Here is a 24,172-nt window from a genome sequence, read left to right as displayed (position 1 = left end):
CAAGAAATTTTATGGATAAAGCGGGGTGTTCCATAATCCTGTTGTTTCTTCAATCCCCATTAAAAGATTTGCGTTTTGAATGGCCTGCCCAGCAGCGCCTTTCACTAAATTATCAATGACCGAAACAATCGTTGCCCTTCCTGTTCTTTCATCATAAGCAACACCTATATCGCAAAAATTCGAACCATATACTTGTTTTGTAGAAGGAAAGTGATCTAGTGGCTGTATTCGAACAAATGGATGTTTATCATAAATGGTTTCATACAAATCCCTTAATTCGGCCGTTGAAGTTTGCCGGTTTAATTTAACGTACATTGTGGCCATGATCCCTCTCGTCATCGGGACAAGATGGGTATTAAAAGATATCGGCTGTAAATCTTTCGACCAGCGTCCAAGCTGTTGCTCAATTTCCGGTATATGTTGATGCTGGTTCACCTTGTATATTTTGAAATTTTCATTCATTTCACTATAATGCGTTACGACCGAAGGAGACTTCCCTGCCCCGGACACCCCTGATTTTGCATCGATAATTACATCTGAACCTGTAGCCCATCCTTCCGTAAATAAAGGGGCAAGGCCAAGCAATGTAGCGGTGGGGTAACAACCTGGGTTTGCAATAATAGTGGATTGCCTGATTTCCTCGGCATTCCATTCTGCTAGACCGTATATAGCTTTTTCAAGGATGGATTGAGGGGCAGCCTCTTTTTTATACCAACGTTCATATTCTCCTGGAGTTTGAAGCCTGAGGTCCCCTGACAAATCGATTACTTTCAAGTCAAGATCAGAAAATTGCGAAATCAGTTGTGAGGAAACACCTGAAGGCGTAGCGAGAAAAACAATATCAGATTTTTTTGCGATTTTTTCCGGATCAATGGCTTCCAATTTATCTTTCATATGCATTAAATGCGGATTTTCTTCATGGATACTCCGACCAAATTGGGATGAAGTATGCAATGATTCTATTTGTAAATGAGGATGATTAGTCAGGAACCTTATTAGCTCCAATCCACCATATCCTGTAGCTCCGACAATTGAAACGTTCATAAAACCACTCCTATATTCTAGTCCCTGTCATTCTTTGATTCTATTATTATATGATTGAATAAAAATAAAATCAAATGTATTTTTATAAAATTATTAAATTATATACAAAATTCTATCTTTTGCTACTATTCTTTGATATATTTTTTTCCATTCACAGCCCATTTATGAACAACGTCTTTGATTTAACCCTTTCTTGTTGCTAAAATCACCAGTAGTTCATTCATTGCCTTGTTTATTCATTTCACAACCTCCATATCCGTCCCCCGACAACCAGCAATTATATGCCTACAACATGAAAAGGTTGCGGGGATATCGACCGTATCCATCCAATTGTATTGATCCAGGGACCATTTAATATCTTGTTCCATCATATACATGCATAAAACCCGTATAATTTATTCATTAACCAAACGATGCACATACAAAAAAATACGGGATGGCATCTGCCATCCCGTATTTTTAACTTGTCCTTTAAAAATCAACCACCAATAAAGGACATTTCTATTTTTTCTTGTTTTTTCAAAGTGCCCGCTACCCTCTCGTCCGAATAACGGTCATCTCGATGATTCCAAATCGATATGATGTGGTCTGTTAATTCTTCATCCGACATCTCTGAACGAACCAATGACTTCAAGTCATGGCCTTTCCCATTAAATAAGCAAGTATATATGCTACCGTTTGCAGAGAGACGTGCACGCGTGCAACTTGAACAGAATGATTCCGAAACCGACGTGATGAATCCTACTTCAGTTGTTGTTCCTTTATAACGGAAACGCTTAGCAACTTCCCCAAAGTAATCTTCTTCCACAGGTTCCAATTCGAATTCTTGCTGTAGCATCTCGAGCAGTTCCTTTTTCGTTACCACATTTTTTAGTTGCCAACCATTTGTATGGCCAACATCCATATATTCTATATATCGCAGTTGAATGCCTTCCTGTTTGCAAAAACGAGCCATTGGCAGGATTTGAGATTCATTCGTTTCTTTTTTCACCACCATATTGACCTTGACGCCAAGTCCTGCCTTTTTAGCAGCGGCGATGCCTTCCAGAACCGGTTTTATCCCGATATTTCTGCCATTCATCTTTTTAAACAACTCGTCATCCAGACTGTCTAGGCTGATGTTCACTCGTTGTAAACCTGCTGCCTTTAAATCGGCCGCATGCTTCTTCAGGAACACGCCATTGGTGGTCAACCCTATATCTTCTATTCCTTCAATCAAGACAAGTTCGGAAATAAGCGTGGTAAGATTTCTGCGTAACAGCGGTTCCCCGCCCGTCAACCTTAACTTCTTCACACCTAAGTTTGCGAATATTTTAGAGATCCTTATAATTTCTTCATATGATAAAAGCTCGCTCTTCGGGAGGAACTGGAAATTCTCATGAAAAATTTCAGCCGGCATACAATATTGACAACGGAAGTTGCAACGATCGATGACGGAAATTCTCAAATCTCTTAATGGCCTATCTAAAGAATCTTTTATTTGACTGGTCAATTAACCACTCCTAGCCCTCATGTATTAGAAAAAGCCAAGCCAATAAAAAGCTGGTCCACAAAATGCGGATTCACCGTTTTTTGACTGGCTCTCTATTCATTCTTTTACATGGAATTTATTTTATGCCTAATGCGATTTTTGCATATCTGGACATGCGGTCCTTGGACCATGGTGGACTCCACACAATTTGCACGTCCGTTTCTTTCACTTCCGGAATATCTTCAAGCACCAATTTCACTTGATCGACGATTGTACCAGCTAATGGGCAGCCCATAGCCGTCAAGGTCATCTTCACAGTCGTTAGTCCTGCCTCGTCCATATCCACATCATATACCAAGCCCAGATTGACGATATCTATTCCAAGCTCCGGGTCAATAACCTGTTCCAAAGCTCCCATAATAATGTCTTTTGTATCTTGATCCATCCTAATCACTCCTTTTATAATCAATTATCCCCGTCATTCATACCGGGTGCTGATAGTTAAAACGGTTTACACTATCTACATATTAGAATCATAACAGATTTTTCGCGTTCCATTAAGCTTTTTGTATAGTTGGCAATAAATGTTTCTCAAACCAGTTCGCCGTTTGAAGCACACCTTCTCTGCTTACCTTATGAGATGCTTTCTTGTCGAGAATGAAATTAATTCTATTATCCCCTTCATTATAACTTGATTTAACCTCTTCATAAAAGCGATATGCATATTGATAAGGAACCACATGATCTTTTGCTCCATGCCAAAACAATAGTGGCCGATTAGCGAGCCTGTCGGGATTCAAGCTTAGGTCAAATGGTTTAAGTTGTGCAATCGCTTGTGTGATTTCCTCTTCCGATAGGGGAAAGCTAATCTCCCTTTTTTTCATTTCCCCTATTTGAAGCTCGGCAAACGAAACATATGAAGGGTTCCCCATCAAGCTCACGCCCGCCGATAACCAATCATAAGTCGCTAACGCCCCATTGGTCACAATCCCACCCATTGAGCTGCCGGCTATGCCAATCCTTTTAGGATCGATTAATTTACGGGAAAGTAAATCATCTTTAAGTAGGGGCAACTCTTTGATGCTCTGTAATACCATTTCCCAAAAACGAGGCATCAACTCGGATTCGCTTTCCCCTGTTTCCCTCTCTCCATGGTAGACAACATCGGGAAGAATCACGCGAAAGCCCTTTTCAGCCATTAAATACGCATAATGGAGATTGTGTTCCTTTGCACTCTGAAATCCGTGTATAAAAATGACTAGCGGCAGTTCCTTATTGAAAATGGACCGTTCGCTAACATGTAAAACGGGAATGTGCCCTATTACTTCTTTTTCGATGATAACCAATTCGACCCCTCCAAATCATTCATGTTATAATGCTGATTGCCCCTAAATGGAACAACCAAAATTTTATTAAAAAACCTATTTAAGTAAGTCGTATAATCTCGGGATTATTATAACCCTTTCATTTAGTAATATCATACAAGAATGCATAAAGAATGAAAAACATTTACAATTTCAGTACACTAAACTTAACAATATTCGCCTATAATAAAATCAAAAAAGAACAGAAGGTGCCATAGATGAATGACAAGCATTTAATTGTATTGGATCTTGATGGAACATTACTTACTGATAAAAAATCCATTTCCCCCCGCACTAAACAGACCCTTTTAAAACTGAAAGAGGATGGACATGAAGTCATGATTGCGACAGGCCGTCCCTACCGCTCAAGCGAACTCTATTATCGTGAGTTGGGATTGACAACGCCTATCGTCAATTTCAATGGTGCCTTTGTCCACCATCCCTTGCAGACAAGCTGGGGGACGTATCATTCACCTCTCGACATCAAGATTGCAAAAGAGATAGTCGAGGCCTGTGACCAATTTAGCTATCATAACATCATTGCAGAGGTTAGGGATGATTTATATGTCCATTATCATGACGAAAAATTGATGAATATGTTCAATGTAGGGAATCCAAAAATGACTAGCGGGGACCTGCGGAACTACCTAAACGATTCGCCTACTTCGATGCTCATCCATACAGATAGCGAATATGTCGGGCAAATTCGGCAGCATCTATCGGATGTCCATGCTGAATTGGTTGATCACCGACGTTGGTCAGAGCCCTTTCACATCATCGAAATCATAAAAAGTGGATTAAGCAAGGCTGTCGGGCTTCAGCGTGTATCCAATTACCTGGACATTCCAAAAGACCGGATCATCGCATTCGGAGATGAGGACAATGACTTGGAAATGCTTGACTATGCAGGAACAGGTGTCGCCATGGGTAATGCTATAGAATTAGTGAAAAACGTAGCCAACACGACCACCTTGACCAATGAGGAGGACGGCATTGCCATTTTCCTTGAGGAAAAATTCAATCTGAAATAACACATTTATTTCCTTCATAAATTCCATTCATTGAGCCACACTACTAGGGACAACATCAAACATCGTTGTCAAAAAGCTCAGATTCGGAGGAGATAATAATGGGAACAAAATCAAAACGTTTTGTACAGCAAGGCAAAGAAAGTGTTGCCAAACACGCTGAAAAAATCCCTTATCACACTACGTATGCAGAGGCTGAAAAAGACAGATTACGCATTATGTCAGAACAAAGCTATGGTGGCTTCTAATGGGAAACAAATTATTCCAGATCGCTCGGGACTTTGTTGAAGAAGCTCTCCACTCCGAGCCTGGTGCCGACCAGCAAAAAACTGTAGAAATCGCCAAAAATGCTCTTTCTTCGGCTAATGCCAATACGAATAATGCCGAAAAAGAACAGTTGCGTGAACTTCAGGAAAAGTTGGAAAACCATCTAAAGTAAAAAGGAAAAGCCTCCAGGATCCTGGAGGCTTTTCTCTATTTAACCGTTATTTCCTGTTGTTCCGCCTTTTTTACCGATTTCTTTATAAAAACTTTTATCATGAGAATCGGATGTGGCTTCTCCGCCCTTTTGACCAATTTCCTGATAAAACTCTTTGTTGTGATTATCTGAGGTGGCTTCTCCGCCTTTGCGTCCAATCTCTTGGTAGAAGTCCTTATCGTGATTGTTCGAAGTGGCTTCCCCGCCTTTGCGTCCAGCTTCTTCCCTACTCATCTTTTCATTCTTAGCCATTGTTCATCACTCCTTCAACAAGATTTATTGGCGATACGCTAGTACATTAGCCGTTTGGGATAAGCCTCAAACGTAAAACACCAATATTTATCCATTTGTCAATGAAGTGTAACAGTATTGAAAAATATGGTAAAAATCCTACTGTTCATTCCCTTCGGAACGTACCAACGATTCCCGACGTTTCAATAATGTTGGTGAAGGCATGGGGATCGACTTCTTGAATAATCCTCTCCAAATCATACAATTCATACCGAGTAATGACGATCATTAACATTTCCTTACTTTCATTGGTGAAAGCTCCTTTAGCAGGGAGCCTTGTAATGCCGCGAACCAATTTAGCATGGATGGCTTGCTTCAGTTCCTCGCTTTGCTTCGTTATGATCATGGCTGTCAACTTTTCATGGCGAGTATGTATAGCATCCACCACTCGTGTTGAAGTATAAAGCGTAACGAGGGTATACAAGGCCTTTTCAGGTCCATATACCGCTCCGGCTGTGACGATGATGATTCCATTCAAAAGAAATAAGTAAGTTCCTACAGGCTTGTCCTTCTTGCGTGATAAAAGCATGGCGATAATATCCATACCACCTGTCGATGCCCCGAATTTCAATGTAATCCCTACTCCGACCGCAGCGATCACACCACCAAACACAGCATTTAACAAAATGTCTGGGGACCATCGTGTTAGCGGGATGATTTCCATAAATAAACTCATTAATATAACACTGAGGAAGCTATAAAAAGTGAAGGACTTCCCAACCTTCCTCCATGCAAGAATAGTGACTGGAATATTCAATAGAAAGAGTAAGATACCAGTCGATACATTAAATGGTGCAAAGGATCCAATAATACTTGATAATAACTGCGCTACCCCTGTGAATCCACTTGCATAAACATTTGCTGGAATCAGAAAAAAGTTCATTGCAACAGCATTCAGTAATGCACCAATTATGACAATTAGAATTTTCTTTATTTCATTACCATACAACCAAAAAACCTCCAATATATTCTATTTTTAGTGGCCAATTCCCCTTATTTTCTCTTTCTATAGTCGTAGTGATTGAAATTTCACCGTTACATGCTAAACTAAATAGAGTAAAACTCACATTTACTAAAATATGTAAAAAGAAAGCGGGTGTATTATGGCTATCACGATTCTTGCGGATAGTGCATGTGACTTGCCATTGTCTTTCTATCAAGAAAACAATGTAACATTGATCCCCCTACAAGTTCATTTGGATGGGCAAAATTATGAAGACATCGTTACCATTAATTCTAAGGAGATTTTTCAAGCCATGCTTGATGGTAAGGCTCCAAAAACTTCACAAGTTTCTCCGGAACATTTCTTGGAAATATTCACGGAGTTTGCCAAAGAAAAAAAACAGGGCATTTATATTGCCTTTTCCTCTGAACTATCCGGAACGTACCAAACAGCCGTTATGATTCATAACCAGGTGAAGGAAGAATACCCTGATTTGGACATAGAGATCATTAACTCGAAATGCGCATCATTAGGTATTGGCATGGTCGTTGAACAAGCTGCCAAGTTAGCTCAGAGTGGAGCTTCTAAAGAAGAAATTTTAACACATATAAATTTCCTCCTCAAGCACATGGAACACCTATTCACGGTAGGTGACCTTGAATACTTGGCGCGTGGTGGACGTATATCCAAAACATCTGCCCTTGTTGGCGGGTTATTAAACATTAAACCGCTACTAAATGTGGAGGATGGAAAACTCGTTCCTCTTGAGAAGATTCGCGGCAAAAAGAAATTAGTGAAAAGAGCGATGGAATTAATGCATGAGCGTGGCATAAATCTATCTACTCAAACAATTGGTATTGTTCACGGCGATGACGAAGAATCCGCATTGGAATGGAAAGAAGTGATTCAACATGAATTTGGTACGACAAATTTCATGATCCATTCAATCGGTTCAGTAATCGGGGCACATACCGGTCCTGGTACTGTAGGTATCTTCTTCTTAAACGATACCCCTGCGAAATCATAAATATGCATACTCCCTCTTATAATTGCGAACAATACATATTGATCATGATTATGAAGGGAGTTTTTATTATGTCACACACTAAAGATAACAATAAAAGACCCGAAGATAACCAAGCGAGAAACGCCGAAAAAAACATTGCCTATCAGGAAAATCTTAAAGCGGGAAAACATTCCTACTCCAAAAAAACAGATCATAAATAACGGGGGACATCCCCCGTTTTTTCCTGTATCCCCTTGACAAAGTCCACTTGCTTAACAGAATGAATGGTTGTCTTCCTTACCTATCTTCTCTATAATAAAAGAAATAAAACCTGCTGGAGGTAAGTAATGGCAAAGGAAAATTCATTCGATATAGTATCCAAAGTAGATTTTTCGGAAGTGACAAATGCTGTAACCATGGCAATGAAAGAAATACAAACGCGCTATGATTTCAAGGGCAGCTTAAGTACGATTTCCATCGATAAGGAAGACCTCGTTTTGGTTTCTGATGACGAGTATAAACTTGATCAATTAAAAGATGTTTTAATCAGTAAACTTATAAAGCGTGGGGTTCCCGTCAAAAACCTCGATTACGGGAAAATAGAAGGGGCTTCCGGCGGTACTGTCCGTCAACGCGCTAAACTCATTCAAGGTATTGATAAAGAACAAGCAAAGAAAATCAACACCATCATTAAAAACAGTGGGTTAAAAGTCAAAAGTCAAATTCAGGACGACCAAATTCGCGTTACCGGAAAAAACAGGGATGACCTGCAAGGCATCATCTCTGCCATCCGTGGTGCTGAATTATCAATTGATGTACAATTCCTAAATTACCGCTAAACTAGTAAGCCCACCCTGATAGGTGGGCTTTTTTCATTTAGTTGAAGGAACAAGGTGCCCGTTTCCCCATGCCCATTTCCCCCTCCATTCCTCCCCATACACCCTATCTGGATATCTCACACATAACGCCTTCACATTTCCTGTTATTCAAACCAATGTATCGATTCCAAGGAGTTGTGAGATGCTATTCTTGCTCTTATGTTTAAGCAATTCAAAAATAAGGAATATAAAAAATACAATAAAATATAGGAGGGGTAATCATGACAAACCAAAATAAACAAGGGTTTCCACCACAACATCAACAACATCAACCCGGAGTAGAAACGAAGATGGATCCGAATCCTGAGTCTGTAAAATCGGAATATAAAGGTAGTGGGAAATTAAAAGGAAAAACAGCGATTGTAACCGGCGGAGATAGTGGCATTGGTAAATCGGTCGCCATCTATTATGCGAAAGAAGGAGCCAATGTAGTTGTAGCCTACTTGGATGAACACGAAGATGCAAAGAAAACTAAGGAATTAATCGAACAAGAAGGACAAAAATGCTTGCTACTTGCAGGGGATATCGGTGATGAAACGTTTTGTCAGGATATCGTCAAGCAAACAATTGAAGAATTCGGCGGGTTGGATATCCTTGTCAACAATGCCGGCGAACAGCATGTGCAAGAAAGCCTTCTCGACATATCAGCCGAGCAGTTGGAAAAAACATTCCGAACTAATATCTTTTCCATGTTCCACTTAACGAAAGCCGCCTTGAAGCACTTGAAAAAAGGGAGCAGCATCATCAATACAACCTCAATCACAGCCTACCAGGGTAACCCAAAGCTAATCGATTACTCATCAACTAAAGGCGCCATTTTAGCCTTTACACGCGCTCTTTCGAATTCCATTTCAAAAGATGGCATTCGAGTGAATGGTGTAGCGCCAGGTCCTATCTGGACACCGCTTATTCCTGCTTCATTCGGTGAAGAGGACGTAGCCAAATTCGGACAAAATACACCTATGGGCCGAGCAGGACAGCCGGAGGAATTGGCACCTGCCTATGTATATCTAGCAAGTGATGATTCCTCTTACGTCAGTGGACAAGTCATCCATGTCAATGGCGGTTCAGTTGTAAACGGTTAATAAAGTAAGATCCAGGGCAGCGGATTCCATTTAGGAGATCCGTTGCTTTTTTCGTTCTAAGGAAGGATTTAGAGAGTATCCATTTCCTGATAAAGTGCTTGTAGAAACATAACTTGGACAGACTGGAACCGGTTTCCGTTCAATCAAAAGCGTCCTCAATACCAGGAAATTCATAAAGGAGCATTGTGACACACAATGCTCTTCCCTTTAATAATTCATGACCAACGATTCTTGCTTTAAAGGTCGGCAGGAACTTCTTTCCACAAACTGATGGGGTATGATGATTCCCCCCGGCTCTGCTCCCTTTTGTAACTTTTGGATGATCGATTTGGCTGCCTGATAACCCAGATCAAAAATGTTAATATCGACAGAAGTTAGGGCAGGTAGTGACATTTCAGTGAAAAGAACGTTATTAAAGCTGACAATTGATATCTCTTCAGGAGTGCGTATGCCCATCTCCCTTAGTGAATGGACAAGTCCAAGTGCCATTAAGTCATCACTGACGATTAAAGCGGTCGGAGGTTCCTTAATGGATAGCAACCTATTTGCTACTTCCAGTTCCCCATTATGTACAAAGTTCTCAAGTATCGTATATTCACTTCTTGGAACGATCCCAGCCCTTTTTAATGCCCGTTCGTATCCAGATAGGCGATCGAGTGTCATCACAGACTTTATATCCCCACCGATGAAACCGATTCTTTCATGCCCCAATTGGATTAGATAATCTGAGGCCTGTTCAGCCGCCAAGACGTTATCATTATCCACATATGATATTTCCTCGATAAAATCGTACGGCTTTCCAATCATGACAAATGGAAAATCCCTTGATCGCAAATAAGTAAGGATATGATCATTCATCCTTGAATACATCAGGACGATACCATCTACCATCCCCCCCTGGACCATATTCACGATTCCTTCATAAATCTCATTCTCCGTTTTTCCCGTGCTTAGCAATAGCGAATATTGTTTTTCCTGAGCCCCTTCGCTAAGTCCTTGCAAGATTGTTGAGAAAAATGGATTTTGATATATGACATTCGATGAACTTGGTAAGACCAACCCTATAATTTTCGTTGATTGGTTTGCTAGGCTGCGGGCAATGAAATTTGGGTGATATCCCAATTTCTCCATCGCTTTACGCACGCGCACTTTCGTTTTCTCGCTAATTCGAGGATTATTTGCAATCACTCGAGAAACTGTTGAAGGTGCTACATTCGCCAGTTGAGCTACATCTTTAATCGTAATAGCCATGCATTTCCCGTCTCCCCTCATCGTATTACAGACTTTTTGGACAACTTCGTGTAAAGTCAATAAATACTTTTCCAATATATTAAATAAATATACAATTATATGTATCTATCATACACTCAACTCAATGCTTATATCCATTACTTTTTTTAAATTTTCTATTTTTTTCAGAAAATATCAGTTTTTAGAGTCAGCCTTCACTTTTATCATAAAAAAGAGAGTTGATTTTAAATCAACTCCTTCATTGATACGTATGATTTTTTTAAAGAAGAGGACAGAAGTCAGACGACTAACTACAGTAGCACCAACGGCTACATAGCTTCAACTAATGATGGTAGACCCTCACCTCGTAAGGACGCAAATGAATCTCACATTCGTCTTCCACATTGTCATAATTGCCCAGTAATAGTTCCATATTCCCCCAATCAGATATATCGATGGAATGGTGATTCGTACTGAAATTGCATATGACTTTCACTGATTCACTATTCATTTTTCTTGTATAAATATAAAGTTCACAATGATTTTCCCATAATAAATCATATTCTCCATAAACTAAAACCTGGTACTTCTTACGGAGATTAATCATCTTTTTATAAAAATGGTAGATGGATGAAGGATTATTCCTTTGCTCTTCCACATTGATTGCACGGTAATTGGAATTTGCTTTCATCCAGGGTGTTCCTTCTGTAAACCCTCCATGCTCCGTATCATTCCATTGCATGGGTGTACGTGAATTGTCCCGACCGTTATGCCAAATGATCTGCATGATTTCATCATGTGAACGTCCCTTGGAGGTTTCAATATGATAAAAGTTTTTCATGCCAATGTCATCATAATCATCGATAGAGTCGAATTGTACGTTTGTCATCCCAATTTCCTGCCCTTGATAAATGAATGGTGTCCCTTGCATAAAAAAGTACAATGCACCAATCATTTTCGCACTCTCCAACCAATATTGATGATCATTTCCCCAAGTGGACACACTTCTCGGCTGGTCATGGTTTTCAAAAAACAAAGCATTCCAGCCTTTATTCTGAAGTCCCTTTTGCCATTTTGTCATGGTCCTTTTCAGTTCATAGACGTCGACATGATGATCATGTCCCCGATTCCATAAGCCCAGATGTTCGAATTGAAAAATCATATTGAACTTACCGTTTTCTTCCCCGACCCAATCATCCGCTTGTTCAATCCTTACGCCATTGGCTTCACCAACCGTCATGATATCATACTTCGCAAAAGTTTCTTCCTTAAGCTCTTGAAGGTAATCCAATATCCCTTCCTGATTGGTATGCATCTCAAACGCAGGGACATATTGATGCCAATACGGATTGGGCATATCCGGCAACCCCTCACGCTTGTGAATATGGGTGATGGCATCAATCCGGAAACCATCGATGCCCTTATCCAACCACCATGTCACCATGCTGTATAGAGCCTGCCGGACTTCTTTACATTCCCAGTTTAAGTCCGGTTGTTTCTCTGCGAATAAATGTAAGTAGAATTGTTTCGACCTTTCATCGAATTTCCAGGCACTTCCTGAGAATATACTTTCCCAATTGTTAGGTTCCCTACCATCCTTGCCGTCTCTCCAAATATACCAGTCTCGTTTCGGGTTATCCTTTGAAGAACGCGACTCCACGAACCAGGGATGCTCATCACTAGTGTGGTTAAGCACCAAGTCAAGAATCACCCTCATGCCACGTCGGTGTACATCGTCCAGCAATTGTTCCAGGTCCTCCATCGTACCGAATTCTTCAGAAACCGATTGGTAATCACTGATATCGTATCCATTATCTGCGTTGGGGGACTTATAAAACGGGCTAATCCAAATGACATCGATCCCAAGTTCCTGCAAGTAATCCAGTTTGGAGATCAATCCCCTTAAGTCCCCCACTCCATCTCCATTGCTATCCATGAAACTGCGGGGGTAAACTTGATAACAAACAGCCTCTTTCCACCAGGTTTTGCTCATGCTGTAGCCTCCCGTTTCTGTATTCCACAAAGCCAAGGGACATTGTTTTGCAGCCAAAAATCGAGAGGTACATGGTTAGTTTACTTGATTCCTTTTTGAACGTTTAATGACCAAAGCAATGAAAATGGCAAAAATGACAAGGACCAACCCGATAATGATCAAATAGGGGGTATTGATGGTCGATTTAGATGCAAGAGTGTAGACTTCCGTTGACTCCCTGTCGATAACGATCGAGTAGCCATTGTCCTTACTACGAACCAAATCTCCATTCAGCATACCTCTCAACTCTTTGTTCTCCTCAAGATCCTTTTCACTGAGATTTATCGTTTGCGTTTTGGTTGTATTATTCATGGCCACCACCATTGTTTCGTCGCCATACACGCGTTTAAAAACCACCGTACCGCCCTTTTGGTACAAAGGCTCCATATTCCCATTTGATAATGCAGGGTACATCTCCCGAAGATCGGAAAGCTTGGTGATATACTCCACTAGCTCTTGTTCTGTCTTAAAATTCATCAATTGATGATTGGTCGGTGCTTCATCACCATTGAGGGCGATTTCCGATCCATACATCACGATGGGTACACCTGGAGTGGTATACATATAGGATAAGGCCATTTTCCATCTTGCCCCAGGGTTTTCATTTTGATCGGCAGCATCCTTGGTGAAACGGGGCATATTCTGGGTATCCATGAATAAAGCCTGTGTACCGCTCGTTCCGATAGCATTGAAAACAGGTGCCAGATCCTGATCCGGTGCAGCGAATGCTTTTCTCAGTTCAGCATTTTGTGGGTAATCCATGAAAGCATCGATTCCCGTTTCCTCATATCCTTTTATCAAATCCTCATTGCCTTGGACATCGCCAATTGTATAGAAGTTTGATTTTTCAGACTTGACTGTTTCAACAAACTCCTTCCAAAAGTCCTTTGGAACGTGTTGAACTTGATTTAGTCGATACCCATCAATATCCGTTTCTACAATCCACCACTTGGCAACATCTAACAAATATTCCCGAGTTTCCTGGTTATCTTGATTTAAGTCCGGCAGGCCATTCACCCAGCCGTTTTCCATGTTCTGCTGATTGCTATCCTTGGAAATGTCCTTTTTTTCGTGAAACCAGTCTTTTTTATCAGGATCGTTTAGCCAAGAATGATTCTTCCCCACATGATTAACCTGAAAATCAACAATAACTTTCATCTCGCGGCTATGGGCCTCATCCACGAGCTTCTTGAATTCTTGTTTCGTACCATAATGTTCATCCGTTTTATAAAAATCCTTCACCCATTCCCCGTGGTAGCCATTATCTTCATTAGCAAAAATAGGTGATAGGATGATAGCGGTATACCCCATATCTTTAAGGTAATTTAACTTGTTCGTGACTCCTTCGAAATCTCCTCCATTAAAAGCTGAAGGATTCAATACATCTGCATCCCCATTGTTTTTAGGATTTCCATCAAAAAATCTGTCTATCATCAATGAGTATGCGATTTCATCCTTCCATGTTCGTTGTTCTTTTTCAGCTGCTCCTACAGGAATGGCGTAAAAAAGAAGCAACGGAATTAAAGCGAGTGATAACACCCTTTTTTTCATATCCGCTCTCCTCCTAGCTATCTCTTTACGCCTTTAAGATTAGCGTTTTGACCCCTTAACGTCAAATCCATATTATAAAATTTTTTACACAAAAGAGATAAAATGGAGAGCGGTTGATAGTGGGGCATATTTGCCGTTTCATTCCTCCTGGTAACTTTTCTCGATCTTCTTTACGGCTTCATCCAAAGCGGCTTTCGGTTTGGCTTTAATCGCCGTTATGTCCTGCATCGCGGAATTCATCGGTCCCCACACTTTATTCATTTCTGGAATATTCGGTATCGGTTCTGCGTATTGTAATTGTATGGCGATGGCTTGTGCCCTTTCACTATCTTTTATTGCCTCATGCCCTTTGATTGTTTTTATAGGGGAGATTTCTCCCGTTCGTTCAAAACGGAGCACTGCATTTTTTTCATTTGATACATATTCCACAAATTTTGTAGACCAATAGGGATATTTGGTGAATGCGGTAATATGCCAGCCCTGTATTTCCATGATTGTTTTCATTGGCTTTCCATTTGGCAATTGGGGCATCGGAGCGACGCCGACATTCTTCCCGTCCATCCATGCAGTTTTTGAACTCATGATGGAGGCTACCTTCCCCTCCCTAAACATTTTTTCCATATCTTCTTTGTCACCCTCAGGGATGGCACTCGCTTTATACCATTTTTGAATGAATTGCGCACCTTTCACTGCACCTTCATTGTTCAATCCTATATCCAAAGGATTTATTTTCTTCTTATCCCGATCGAATACATACCCTCCCATTCCCGTCATAATTCCATATGCATCATAGAAATCGTTCCATTCAGCCGCAAATCCATACTCCTTACCTGCGCTAGCCTTTTTTGCTTTTTTATACAATTCATTCATCGTGTCCGGGACCTTCGGCATCATCTTCTCGTTATACACCAAAACGGAAGTAACAGCAGACTTGGGTAGCCCAAATAGTTTTCCCTGATACATTTCGGCGAATATGGAAGCTTCTAAAAAGGCATCCGTAACTTCATCATTCACCTTGATTTCCTGTATCAGTCCCTCCTCCACTAGCTGACCTATTTTTTCATGGGTAAGTGTCACGATATCCGGGGATGTCCCGATAGGCCCATTTCGGCGTAATTGTGTGTACATCCCATCGTTCACTTTTTGCTCTTTATATTCCACTTTGATTCCATATTCTTTTTCGAATTCCTTCAGGATCGGTTTTAGGGCTTCCCCTTTATTCTCCTCTTCCCAAACAATCAGTTTTTCCGGCTTTTTTTCATTCGTGGTTTCTTTTTCTCGCGGCATCCTTTCCTTCACCACTTCATTTTCCTTATCTGTATTGGCATCACAAGCACTTCCGATAGCGATAAAGATGAGGGACATGAGTAAATAGATCATCAACTTCTTCACTTTTATTCTCCTTTTAAAAATGTTTGATTCTATCATGTCCCAAAGCTTCAAATTGTTTACACCACCGTTAGAAAATCGAAAGGAAAGAACGTGGATTCACGATGAAAACGATATCAATCTCTATTGTTATCATTATATGAGAGGACTCAATTTTTACAACTTTTTCCTTTATCAATTTAATTTCTTAAATGGAAGCGTTCTATTTCATATTTTTTAAGAACCAGGTGCTTTTTTTATATAAAATGGGTATATAATCAAAATGACTGGATAGTTTTTGAAATATTTAAATTTTTTAACTTTTCATCAGTACATAAGTAATGTCCTCTCAATCTCCAGTCTTAAAGTTCATCCAGCTTTCAAAAATTAACCTGACTAGAATTGGAGTGGTTTTCTATGGAACGTTCGTCCATCCAGCACCGGCCTACAGACAATTTTGCTTATAGCATCGATGCAGAAACTCTTCATATCCGCCTTCGAACAAAAAAACAAGATATTTCATACGTCGAACTACTCTTTGGAGACCCCAATATACTCGATGAAGGTCATTGGCAGTATGAACAAGCGCCCATGTACCTTTCTGGCAGTGATGGCCATTATGATTACTGGCATATTTATGTGAAGCCACCTTACCGGAGAATAAGGTATGGATTTAAGCTACAATCGGGTGAGGAAGAACTCATTTATACGGAAAAAGGTTTTTTTGATGAGGCTCCTGATGATACAGGCTGTTATTTTGCCATCCCTTATCTTCATCGAAATGAAGTGTTTAGCGCGCCTGAATGGGTAAAAGAAACAATCTGGTACCAGATCTTCCCGGAAAGATTCGCGAATGGAAATCCCGATAATGATCCTGAAGGTGCAAAGCCTTGGGGCAGTGAAGAACCGAAAGTGGACAACTTTTTTGGAGGGGATTTCGAGGGGATCCTACAGCATCTTGATTACTTAGAGGACCTCGGCATCAATGGCATCTATTTCACTCCCATTTTCCACGCCCATTCCAACCATAAATATGACACGATTGATTACATGGAAATCGATCCCCAATTCGGGACGAAAGAGGACTTGAAAACCCTTGTGGAAGAATGCCACAAACGGAATATCCGTGTGATGCTCGATGCCGTCTTTAACCATAGCGGCTATTATTTCCCTCCCTTTCAAGACCTCCTTGAAAAAGGTGAGGACTCAGAATACAAAGATTGGTTCCACCCCCACGGCTTCCCTTTAAAAGGAGGAGAACGTCCCAATTATGAAACATTCGGTTTTTTTGAATCGATGCCCAAATTGAATACAGCCAATCCTGACGTCAAAAAATACCTTTTGGAAACCGCCGCTTATTGGATTAAGGAGTTCGATATCGATGGCTGGCGACTTGATGTTGCCAATGAGGTCGATTCACCGTTTTGGCGGGAGTTCCGGAATACGGTGAAAAACATTAAACCTGATCTATATATTCTCGGGGAAATTTGGCATGATTCCATGCCATGGCTAAGAGGCGACCAATTCGATGCAGTCATGAATTATCCATTTACCAATAACGTGTTCCGCCTCATTGCTTCGCAAAAAATCAATGCCCGGCAGTTTATTGAAGAAATGACGGCTGTCTATCACAGCTATCCGACCAATGTATTCGATGTCACCTTCAACCTTCTTGGAAGCCACGATACACCACGGATTTTCACAGACTGCGGGGAAGATGTGAATAGGGCAAAGCTCATTCATGCCGTTCTACTGACGTTCAAGGGCAGTCCCTGCATCTATTATGGAGATGAAATTGGCTTAACTGGCGACCAGGATCCCGGTTGTCGAAAATGTATGGTCTGGGAGGAGGACAAACAGAATCGCGAACTCTATAACGAAATCAAAGAATTGATTGCTTTACGGAAAGAGGAAGGCTTGCTTGCAAATGAAGGCCATTTCGAATTCCTTGAAAAGATCGATAACACAAACATCGTCGCTTATCGAAAGTTCAATGAGGCACGCTCTGTTGTCATCCTTCTCAACCCGACAGACCGGTCACAGTCTTATACACTCCCATTTGACGTAAAGGAGGACTCAATGATTGATATAAGAACGAAGGAAATCGCGAAGGCAGACCACTCTGAATTGGGTGGCTATCAATATAGAATTCTTGCATTTGATCACTGAAGCAAACGAAAAGGGGCAAAGCGTACGATACGCTGAGCCCCTTTTTTCATTCAATGATTTGGATATCATATTGCTTGAACCATACATCTATTTGAGCCAAGTGGGCGAGTAACTGAGGACCTGACATTAATTGACCGAACCAAGGGACCTTAAAGGCGGCGCCTTTCGAATCAACTATATCAGTCATTTTCTGTTGATCGAATAACTCGTGAAGAACCGAGCTTTTGTCAGTCAGGATATCTTTCAACCACGTCTGAACTCGATCCGTGTAGACAGGGTTATGTGTCTTGGGATACGGGCTCTTCTTGCGGTATAACACTTCATCTGGCAACATTCCTTCTAATGCTTTACGTAATATCCCCTTCTCCCGGTTACCGGTCATCTTCATTTCCCAAGGGATGTTCCAAGCATATTCAACAAGTCGGTGATCCGCAAACGGAACGCGCACTTCAAGGCTTGCACCCATACTCATCCGATCTTTCCGATCGAGCAATGTTGTCATGAACCATAATAAATTTACATAGAATAGCTCCCTGCGCTTAGCCTCTTCCCCACTTTCCCCTTCTAATCTAGGAGTTTCCAGAACCGTAGTCAAATACGCATCATTTGCATATTCCTCCAGTTTTAATTTTTCATGCCAGCCCTCTTTCAATAGCGATTGCCTTTCACCAGTCGACCTCATCCAAGGAAAACCAGTGCGATTTAAATCATCGGCACGATGAAACCATGGATAGCCGCCGAAAATTTCATCCGCACATTCCCCTGATAACCCCACCACGAAATCTTGTTTTATTTCTTTGCAGAACCAAAGCAAAGAGGAATCGACATCCGCCATTCCCGGTAGGTCCCGGACTTGGACAGCTTCGATTAAATAGTCGGTCAGCTGCTCTTGAGTAATGACGGCAGAATGATGCACGGTGTTGAATGTATCCGACATCTTTTTGATCCATGGTCCGTCAGAGTTAGGCTGGAATTCATTTGCCTTGAAGTATTTTTCATTATCTTCATAATCAATGGAATACGTATGAAGCCTTCCTTTGCCTTCATCCATATAGGCATTCGCTGCTATGGCCGTAATCGCACTTGAATCCACCCCACCTGACAAAAAGCTACAGAGCGGAACATCGGAGACGAGTTGCCTGGTCACGGCATCTTTTACTAGAAAGCGTACTTTTTCAGATGTCTCATCTAGTGAATCACGATGTTCCTCACTCTGAACATTCCAGTATCTCCATATTCTCATCCCTTTTCTTGATAAAGTAAGGGCATGGGCCGGCCTTAATTCTTTAACATCATGAAAGACACCAGAACCCGGCGTCCTGGATGGGCCCACCCCTAATACTTGGGCTAAACCTTCCCTATCAATTTCTGTTTTGACATCAGGATGGGCTAGAATGGCTTTTATCTCAGAACCAAAAATGAACCCGCCTTTCCTTTCAGCATAGAAGAAAGGCTTAACTCCCATTCGGTCCCTTCCAATGAATAATTTCTGTTCATTTTCATCCCAAATGGCAAAGGCGAAAATCCCATTGAACAATTCGACGCATTTTTCTTTCCATTCTATATAAGAAGTTAGTAAAACTTCTGTATCAGAATGCCCCTTAAAGGAATATCCTTTTAATAATAGCTGTTTTCGAATGTCTTCGGTGTTATACAATTCGCCGTTGTAACAAAGGGTATATCTTCCGTTTCCATGTTCCTTTGTCATCGGCTGTTTTCCACCCTCTGCATCGACAACTGTTAATCTTTTATGACCAAAGGCGACGTGGGTGTCACTCCATACATTCTCCTCGTCTGGACCCCTCTTAGCCAAAGTTTTCGTCATCTGTTCGAGTGTTTCAGTTTCCGTCCGTAAATTCTTTTGAAAATGCACCCAACCTGTAATTCCACACATCACACTTCACCCTTTCCATCTGGACGATCAAATCATATAGCCTTCTGCCTTTTAAGCAATTAGGTATCCATATTATGTTCCGGCTTCAAATCCCAGCATCGTTACAGCACCATTCCGTGGAAGCCCTTTGCCCCCACCCTTGTTGTGACAAAATAGAGTGGGAAAGGAAGGCATCCCTGTTTAACATAGCCTATGCAAAGATGGAAAGTTGGTTATTTGTCCATAATATTTAAAAATATACCGTTATATTTTCATTGGATTTTGACTAAAAAGTAGGTGAGGATTCCCCTATTGGAGGTATAAGCATGAGTCAGCAACATCGAACGAAGTTAATGAACAGACAAACACGAGCGTTTACCGAAGGAACTGTGGAAAATATCAATCAGCAATGGATCTTTTTTGACGATGAAACCGATGAGGCATCATCGATTGAAGATCACGTTCAGAGCATCATTGAAGTTTATAGAGGGGGAAGATGGCAGCAGGGCATATTGGAAGCGGAGGGGAAAATCCACCTTCACAGGGATTTCACTTTCCTGAGGGACAATGAACCCATAAGGATTCGAAAAAAACTATTATATTCGTTTGAACGTTTATTGGAGGAATTGAACGATGATTCTTTTTTCCAGTTTGTCACGACCCTGAATTCGCTGGACTTCTCTATTTATGATTGTATATATAGCTACAATCAGCTCACTTTTTTAAGGGAGCTCACCAATCAATCCGGCGTGAATTTCTTCACTTTTGATAACGAGACCCAAATCTGTCTCGTCCAGCACCATTTTTCCTATGGTAAAAAGGATCATGACCGTTTTGAATTCACCCTTAATACAGGGAAACGGATCATCATCGAAAAAGTGAATTCCCACTAATTCCTTGTAAAGTTTGCATACAAAAAAGGACAAATGAGATGAAACCCATTTGTCCTTTTTCAATCATGATTAAAACAAGTCAAAACCTTGTGGTAGGGATAATCCTAGATAAAGGACGAATATAAAAGCAACGACGAATAATGCCCACATCGCGCTTACAGCTTTTCCTTTTTTCCTACGGACCAATACCATTTCCATCGCGGCAATCACGATGATTCCTACAATCATTTTCACTGCATATGCACCAAAGTCAGTAATTAGCATTCCACCTGTAAGGAAAATCAAAAGGAAGAATACACGTGTGATCATGTGCATCATTTTGGCTTTCGGGCTTCCATTTTTAAGCATGGAATATGTTACAAAGAAAAGAATGATTCCGATAACCCAAGTCGTTATGTGTAAGTGAGTTCCCATTTACTTGCCCCCTCTTTCAATATCCATTTCATCATAACATAGGCTTTTACATAAAAACAAAAGGAAGGTGCCAGTATCTCGCTCAAATAAGGCAGTTTTGCGAACATTCTTCCCCCTCACTTATCATTCCGTATCATAGCGGGCTTTTTGCCATACGAGACATATCGCCATACAAATTCCACCGGACCGAACCGGAATCGCTTCATCCACAAGAAGCTTAGCAAGACTTGTATAGAAAAAACAACGATCATCAGGAGAAACCCTTCCGTATAAGTCACTTTCCCGTACAACCCACAACCATATGAATAAAAAATGAATGTACAGACAATCGATTGAAATAGGTAATTGCTCATCGACATCCTTCCTACCAAAGCTAAGGGATATAGCAACTTGTAAGCCCACGCCTTTTCAACCAACAGTGTGATTGCGCTAATATAAAACATCGTCAGCAGCGGTCCGCCAAAGTAATCCTGGATGAATGTCGTCCCATAATCGTAATCCGTCACATACGGTAGGACCTTGATCGCCACCCCTGTTAACAGGCTTATAATCACTATCTTCCTTATTGGCCGTTTATAACGGGCAGGATTTTGAAGCCATCCCTGCTTGGCTACACCAGCTCCAATTAAAAAGAAAGGAAAAATGGAGAGGAAGAGGAAGATGACATTCGTTGGACCATTAACCATATACCAGTCTGCCATTCTTTGTCCCGTCACTTCCATAAAAGAACCCGCAGAATATATCTCTTGGGATTGTTTGATTAACTCGACCTCATTTTGAATGTCCATCAATCCACTATCCACAAAGCTCATAATAAGGAAAAAAAGCCCGAACACGCCGAAAGGAACAATATATAAGAACGATCCAAGCCAAATCAGATACTTCCCTTTCCATTTATAGAATAATAAAAACGCAAACCCGAACATTGCGTAATTAACAAGGATGTCTCCATGCCAAATGAAAAAGGCATGTATGCACCCTACCCCTAATAAAAAGCAAAGGCGCTTTGTAAACAGCAAAGGAAACGAGATGCCTTTATCTTCACTCCGTGTAGCCAAGATAACGGACCCAAACCCAAACAAACATGCAAACAAGGGGTAAAAACTCGCCTGGGCGATAATATCGCTACCTATGTACAAGATACGGTCCCAGCCTTCATCCCAATATTCAACACCACTACTATACAAGATGGGCGTATGAAACGAAGGCATATTCACTAAAAAAATCCCTAAAATGGCCAAACCTCTTAATAAATCAATGCTGGCAATCCTTTTGCTTTCCTGTAAAGGGGCCATTGCAGTTTTCATCATTTCACATCCTCATTCACTAATTACTCCATTATAAATGAGCCTGGAAAATTTAGTTGTATATTTCCTTTCCCATTCATTAATGGCTTACAAACTACTAGAAAAAACGCTGCTCATCATAGAGCAGCGCGGACCGTCTTTTAATTGACGAATCTTCCCGTTTTCCCTTTAGCTTCCCAATAATCATTGCGAAGATGGATTTTCTGGATTTTTCCCGATGCCGTTTTTGGCAACTCCCTTACGAATGAGACGCTGGTCACTGCCTTGAAATGGGCTAGTTTTTCTCTTGTGAAAGCCAGAATATCGGCTTCCGTTAATTGGACGCCTGGTTTTGGCACGATGAAAGCATGTGGCGTCTCCCCCCATTTTTCATGGGGCACTGCGATGACTGCCGCTTCTAAGATGCCCTCGTGCTCATATAAAGTCCCTTCCACTTCTATGGATGAGATATTCTCCCCACCGCTTATGATAATATCTTTCTTGCGGTCTACGATATCTATATTCCCATCACTATCCATGGTCGCCATATCGCCTGTATGCAACCACCCATTTTTCAACGCCTGCATCGTGGCCTCTTCATTTTTCCAATATCCCAACATGACTCCATGACTTCGAACAATGACTTCACCGACATCAACCCCGTCACGTGCTACTTCGTCACCATTGTCATGTACTACCCTTACCTCACTGCCTATGGAGGGGTAACCGGCTTTCGCCTTCATTTTGTATTTTTCCCTTTCCGGAAGTCCATCGAATTCAGAGCGGGGTACCGAAAGCAAACTCATTGGAGTGGATTCCGTCATGCCATAGATTTGGATGAACTCCCACCCCAACTCTTTTTCCACCCTTGTGACAAAGGCGGGCGGGGGTGCCGAACCAGCCACGACGATTCGAATTTCCTGTTCCAGCTTCGGTACATTCTTTTCATAATATTGGAACAATGAATTAAGGACGGTTGGCGCCATATGCATGATGGTTACCTTATGTTTCTCAAGCGCCTTGAATATGGAATTTGGTGTTGTTTTTCTTAAGCAAACTTGCGTCGCACCATTGGCCGTATAATAAAAAGGAGCACCCCACCCATTCACATGGAACATTGGCAGGACATGCATATATGTATCGCGGTCATTGACCCTGAAATGGTGCATGGCACTAAGGGCATGTAAATAGTTATTGCGGTGGGTGAGCATGACCCCTTTAGGGTTACCGGTTGTGCCGCTTGTATATAAGAGACTCGATACGTCATTCTCATCCACTTGTTCCCGATGGAAGCCTTCTTTGTCAAACCGCTCCAGCCAGACATTGTAATCGATTTCATTTGTATCGCTTGCTTTATAGTGCACGATGATATGCTCCACTGATTTCAGCTGGTCCTTAACCGATGAGATAAGGTGATACAAATCCTGATCCACAAAAAGGACCCTTGATTCACTATGATTCAAAATGAATACATAATCCGCCGGCGTCAACCGAATGTTCAAAGGCACCATTACAGCCCCAAGCTGGAACGCCCCATAAAAACCTTCAAGCATTTCAATCGAGTTCGGTGCAAGATAAGCCACTTTATCCCCTTTTTTAATCCCAAGGTCACTCAATCCATGGGAAAGCTGGTTGACCCTTCCATTCAGCTCCTGATATGTCAGGACCTTATCGTCCCCGATAATCGCTTTCTTGTCAGCATAAAGTGAAGCTGCCCTGTCCAGAAAATGTGATAGCACTAAAGGCACATTCATCCAATCACCCCTCA

At 41.3% G+C, this 24,172-nt stretch carries 23 protein-coding genes; 9 read left to right on the top strand and 14 right to left on the bottom strand.

Translation table 11 applies throughout. The features are described 5' to 3' along the window. Nucleotides 1-9 precede the first annotated feature (9 nt). The 4 genes from argC to ACIQXH_RS11710 form a co-directional block, all read right to left on the bottom strand. Nucleotides 10-1,044 carry an N-acetyl-gamma-glutamyl-phosphate reductase gene (gene argC, locus ACIQXH_RS11725; RefSeq protein WP_402867771.1) on the bottom strand — a complete coding sequence of 345 codons (1,035 nt, stop codon included), beginning with the start codon at nt 1,042-1,044 and terminating at the stop codon, nt 10-12. A 478-nt stretch (nt 1,045-1,522) separates the two neighbouring features. Then, nucleotides 1,523-2,536: a GTP 3',8-cyclase MoaA gene (gene moaA / locus ACIQXH_RS11720; RefSeq protein ID WP_402867770.1), complete on the bottom strand. Its 1,014-nt coding sequence runs from the start codon at nt 2,534-2,536 to the stop codon at nt 1,523-1,525. 115 nt (nt 2,537-2,651) lie between these two features. After that, nucleotides 2,652-2,960, bottom strand: coding sequence for a metal-sulfur cluster assembly factor (locus tag ACIQXH_RS11715; protein ID WP_402867769.1), 309 nt, complete (start codon nt 2,958-2,960; stop codon nt 2,652-2,654). Between the two features lie 112 nt (nt 2,961-3,072). Then, entirely contained in the window at nt 3,073-3,861 is a 789-nt protein-coding gene (locus tag ACIQXH_RS11710; protein WP_402867768.1) for a prolyl oligopeptidase family serine peptidase, read from the bottom strand. Between the two features lie 236 nt (nt 3,862-4,097). Between ACIQXH_RS11710 and ACIQXH_RS11705 the strand changes: the two genes are divergently transcribed. The 3 genes from ACIQXH_RS11705 (at nt 4,098) to ACIQXH_RS11695 (ending at nt 5,346) form a co-directional block, all read left to right on the top strand. After that, a complete protein-coding gene (locus ACIQXH_RS11705) occupies nt 4,098-4,910 on the top strand; it encodes a Cof-type HAD-IIB family hydrolase (protein WP_402867767.1) in 813 nt (270 codons plus the stop codon). A gap of 98 nt (nt 4,911-5,008) precedes the next feature. Continuing rightward, on the top strand, nt 5,009-5,155 hold the full coding sequence (locus ACIQXH_RS11700; protein ID WP_402867766.1) for a hypothetical protein: 147 nt from the start codon (nt 5,009-5,011) through the stop codon (nt 5,153-5,155). Continuing rightward, nucleotides 5,155-5,346, top strand: a complete 192-nt coding sequence (locus ACIQXH_RS11695) for a DUF3813 domain-containing protein (RefSeq protein WP_403123595.1) — start codon at nt 5,155-5,157, stop codon at nt 5,344-5,346. Before ACIQXH_RS11700 ends, ACIQXH_RS11695 begins: the two co-directional genes overlap by 1 nt. Before the next feature lie 39 nt (nt 5,347-5,385). Here the strand turns inward: ACIQXH_RS11695 and ACIQXH_RS11690 are convergent, their stop codons facing one another. Further along, entirely contained in the window at nt 5,386-5,637 is a 252-nt protein-coding gene (locus tag ACIQXH_RS11690; protein ID WP_402867764.1) for a KGG domain-containing protein, read from the bottom strand. A 145-nt stretch (nt 5,638-5,782) separates the two neighbouring features. Then, entirely contained in the window at nt 5,783-6,625 is an 843-nt protein-coding gene (locus ACIQXH_RS11685) for a YitT family protein (protein ID WP_402867763.1), read from the bottom strand. A 154-nt stretch (nt 6,626-6,779) separates the two neighbouring features. Between ACIQXH_RS11685 and ACIQXH_RS11680 the strand changes: the two genes are divergently transcribed. The 4 genes from ACIQXH_RS11680 (at nt 6,780) to ACIQXH_RS11665 (ending at nt 9,588) form a co-directional block, all read left to right on the top strand. Next, complete coding sequence (locus ACIQXH_RS11680; RefSeq protein ID WP_402867762.1) at nt 6,780-7,646, top strand: DegV family protein; 867 nt, start codon at nt 6,780-6,782, stop codon at nt 7,644-7,646. Nucleotides 7,647-7,714: 68 nt separating this feature from the next. Then, nucleotides 7,715-7,846 carry a DUF3941 domain-containing protein gene (locus tag ACIQXH_RS11675; RefSeq protein WP_403123592.1) on the top strand — a complete coding sequence of 44 codons (132 nt, stop codon included), beginning with the start codon at nt 7,715-7,717 and terminating at the stop codon, nt 7,844-7,846. Nucleotides 7,847-7,972: 126 nt separating this feature from the next. Beyond that, nucleotides 7,973-8,464, top strand: a complete 492-nt coding sequence (locus ACIQXH_RS11670; RefSeq protein WP_402867760.1) for a YajQ family cyclic di-GMP-binding protein — start codon at nt 7,973-7,975, stop codon at nt 8,462-8,464. A gap of 260 nt (nt 8,465-8,724) precedes the next feature. Then, nucleotides 8,725-9,588 carry an SDR family oxidoreductase gene (locus ACIQXH_RS11665; protein WP_402867759.1) on the top strand — a complete coding sequence of 288 codons (864 nt, stop codon included), beginning with the start codon at nt 8,725-8,727 and terminating at the stop codon, nt 9,586-9,588. 207 nt (nt 9,589-9,795) lie between these two features. Here the strand turns inward: ACIQXH_RS11665 and ACIQXH_RS11660 are convergent, their stop codons facing one another. The 4 genes from ACIQXH_RS11660 to ACIQXH_RS11645 all read right to left on the bottom strand — a co-directional run bounded on the left by ACIQXH_RS11660 (nt 9,796) and on the right by ACIQXH_RS11645 (nt 15,793). Continuing rightward, complete coding sequence (locus ACIQXH_RS11660; protein WP_402867758.1) at nt 9,796-10,839, bottom strand: LacI family DNA-binding transcriptional regulator; 1,044 nt, start codon at nt 10,837-10,839, stop codon at nt 9,796-9,798. A gap of 322 nt (nt 10,840-11,161) precedes the next feature. Further along, complete coding sequence (locus tag ACIQXH_RS11655; protein WP_402867757.1) at nt 11,162-12,811, bottom strand: glycoside hydrolase family 13 protein; 1,650 nt, start codon at nt 12,809-12,811, stop codon at nt 11,162-11,164. Nucleotides 12,812-12,886: 75 nt separating this feature from the next. Then, nucleotides 12,887-14,401: an alpha-amylase family glycosyl hydrolase gene (locus ACIQXH_RS11650; RefSeq protein WP_403123589.1), complete on the bottom strand. Its 1,515-nt coding sequence runs from the start codon at nt 14,399-14,401 to the stop codon at nt 12,887-12,889. Between the two features lie 138 nt (nt 14,402-14,539). Then, entirely contained in the window at nt 14,540-15,793 is a 1,254-nt protein-coding gene (locus tag ACIQXH_RS11645; protein WP_402991481.1) for an extracellular solute-binding protein, read from the bottom strand. A 393-nt stretch (nt 15,794-16,186) separates the two neighbouring features. Here ACIQXH_RS11645 and ACIQXH_RS11640 point away from each other — a divergent pair, with 393 nt between their 5' ends. Then, a complete protein-coding gene (locus ACIQXH_RS11640; RefSeq protein WP_403123586.1) occupies nt 16,187-17,938 on the top strand; it encodes a glycoside hydrolase family 13 protein in 1,752 nt (583 codons plus the stop codon). Nucleotides 17,939-17,984: 46 nt separating this feature from the next. Here ACIQXH_RS11640 and asnB read toward each other — a convergent pair whose 3' ends face one another. Then, entirely contained in the window at nt 17,985-19,832 is a 1,848-nt protein-coding gene (asnB, locus tag ACIQXH_RS11635) for an asparagine synthase (glutamine-hydrolyzing) (protein WP_403123583.1), read from the bottom strand. A gap of 305 nt (nt 19,833-20,137) precedes the next feature. Here asnB and ACIQXH_RS11630 point away from each other — a divergent pair, with 305 nt between their 5' ends. After that, nucleotides 20,138-20,704, top strand: a complete 567-nt coding sequence (locus ACIQXH_RS11630; protein ID WP_402867752.1) for a DUF2777 domain-containing protein — start codon at nt 20,138-20,140, stop codon at nt 20,702-20,704. Nucleotides 20,705-20,773: 69 nt separating this feature from the next. Here the strand turns inward: ACIQXH_RS11630 and ACIQXH_RS11625 are convergent, their stop codons facing one another. The 3 genes from ACIQXH_RS11625 to ACIQXH_RS11615 form a co-directional block, all read right to left on the bottom strand. Continuing rightward, nucleotides 20,774-21,118: a YisL family protein gene (locus ACIQXH_RS11625; RefSeq protein ID WP_402867751.1), complete on the bottom strand. Its 345-nt coding sequence runs from the start codon at nt 21,116-21,118 to the stop codon at nt 20,774-20,776. A 116-nt stretch (nt 21,119-21,234) separates the two neighbouring features. After that, complete coding sequence (locus tag ACIQXH_RS11620) at nt 21,235-22,428, bottom strand: DUF418 domain-containing protein (protein ID WP_403123580.1); 1,194 nt, start codon at nt 22,426-22,428, stop codon at nt 21,235-21,237. Nucleotides 22,429-22,565: 137 nt separating this feature from the next. Next, entirely contained in the window at nt 22,566-24,158 is a 1,593-nt protein-coding gene (locus tag ACIQXH_RS11615; protein ID WP_403123576.1) for a long-chain-fatty-acid--CoA ligase, read from the bottom strand. Nucleotides 24,159-24,172 lie beyond the last annotated feature (14 nt).

The organism is Peribacillus sp. NPDC097225 (assembly GCF_044761955.1).
GTDB lineage: Bacteria > Bacillota > Bacilli > Bacillales > DSM-1321 > Peribacillus.
Note: the sequence above shows the minus strand (reverse complement) of the source record. Positions and strands in the feature narration are given on the sequence as shown.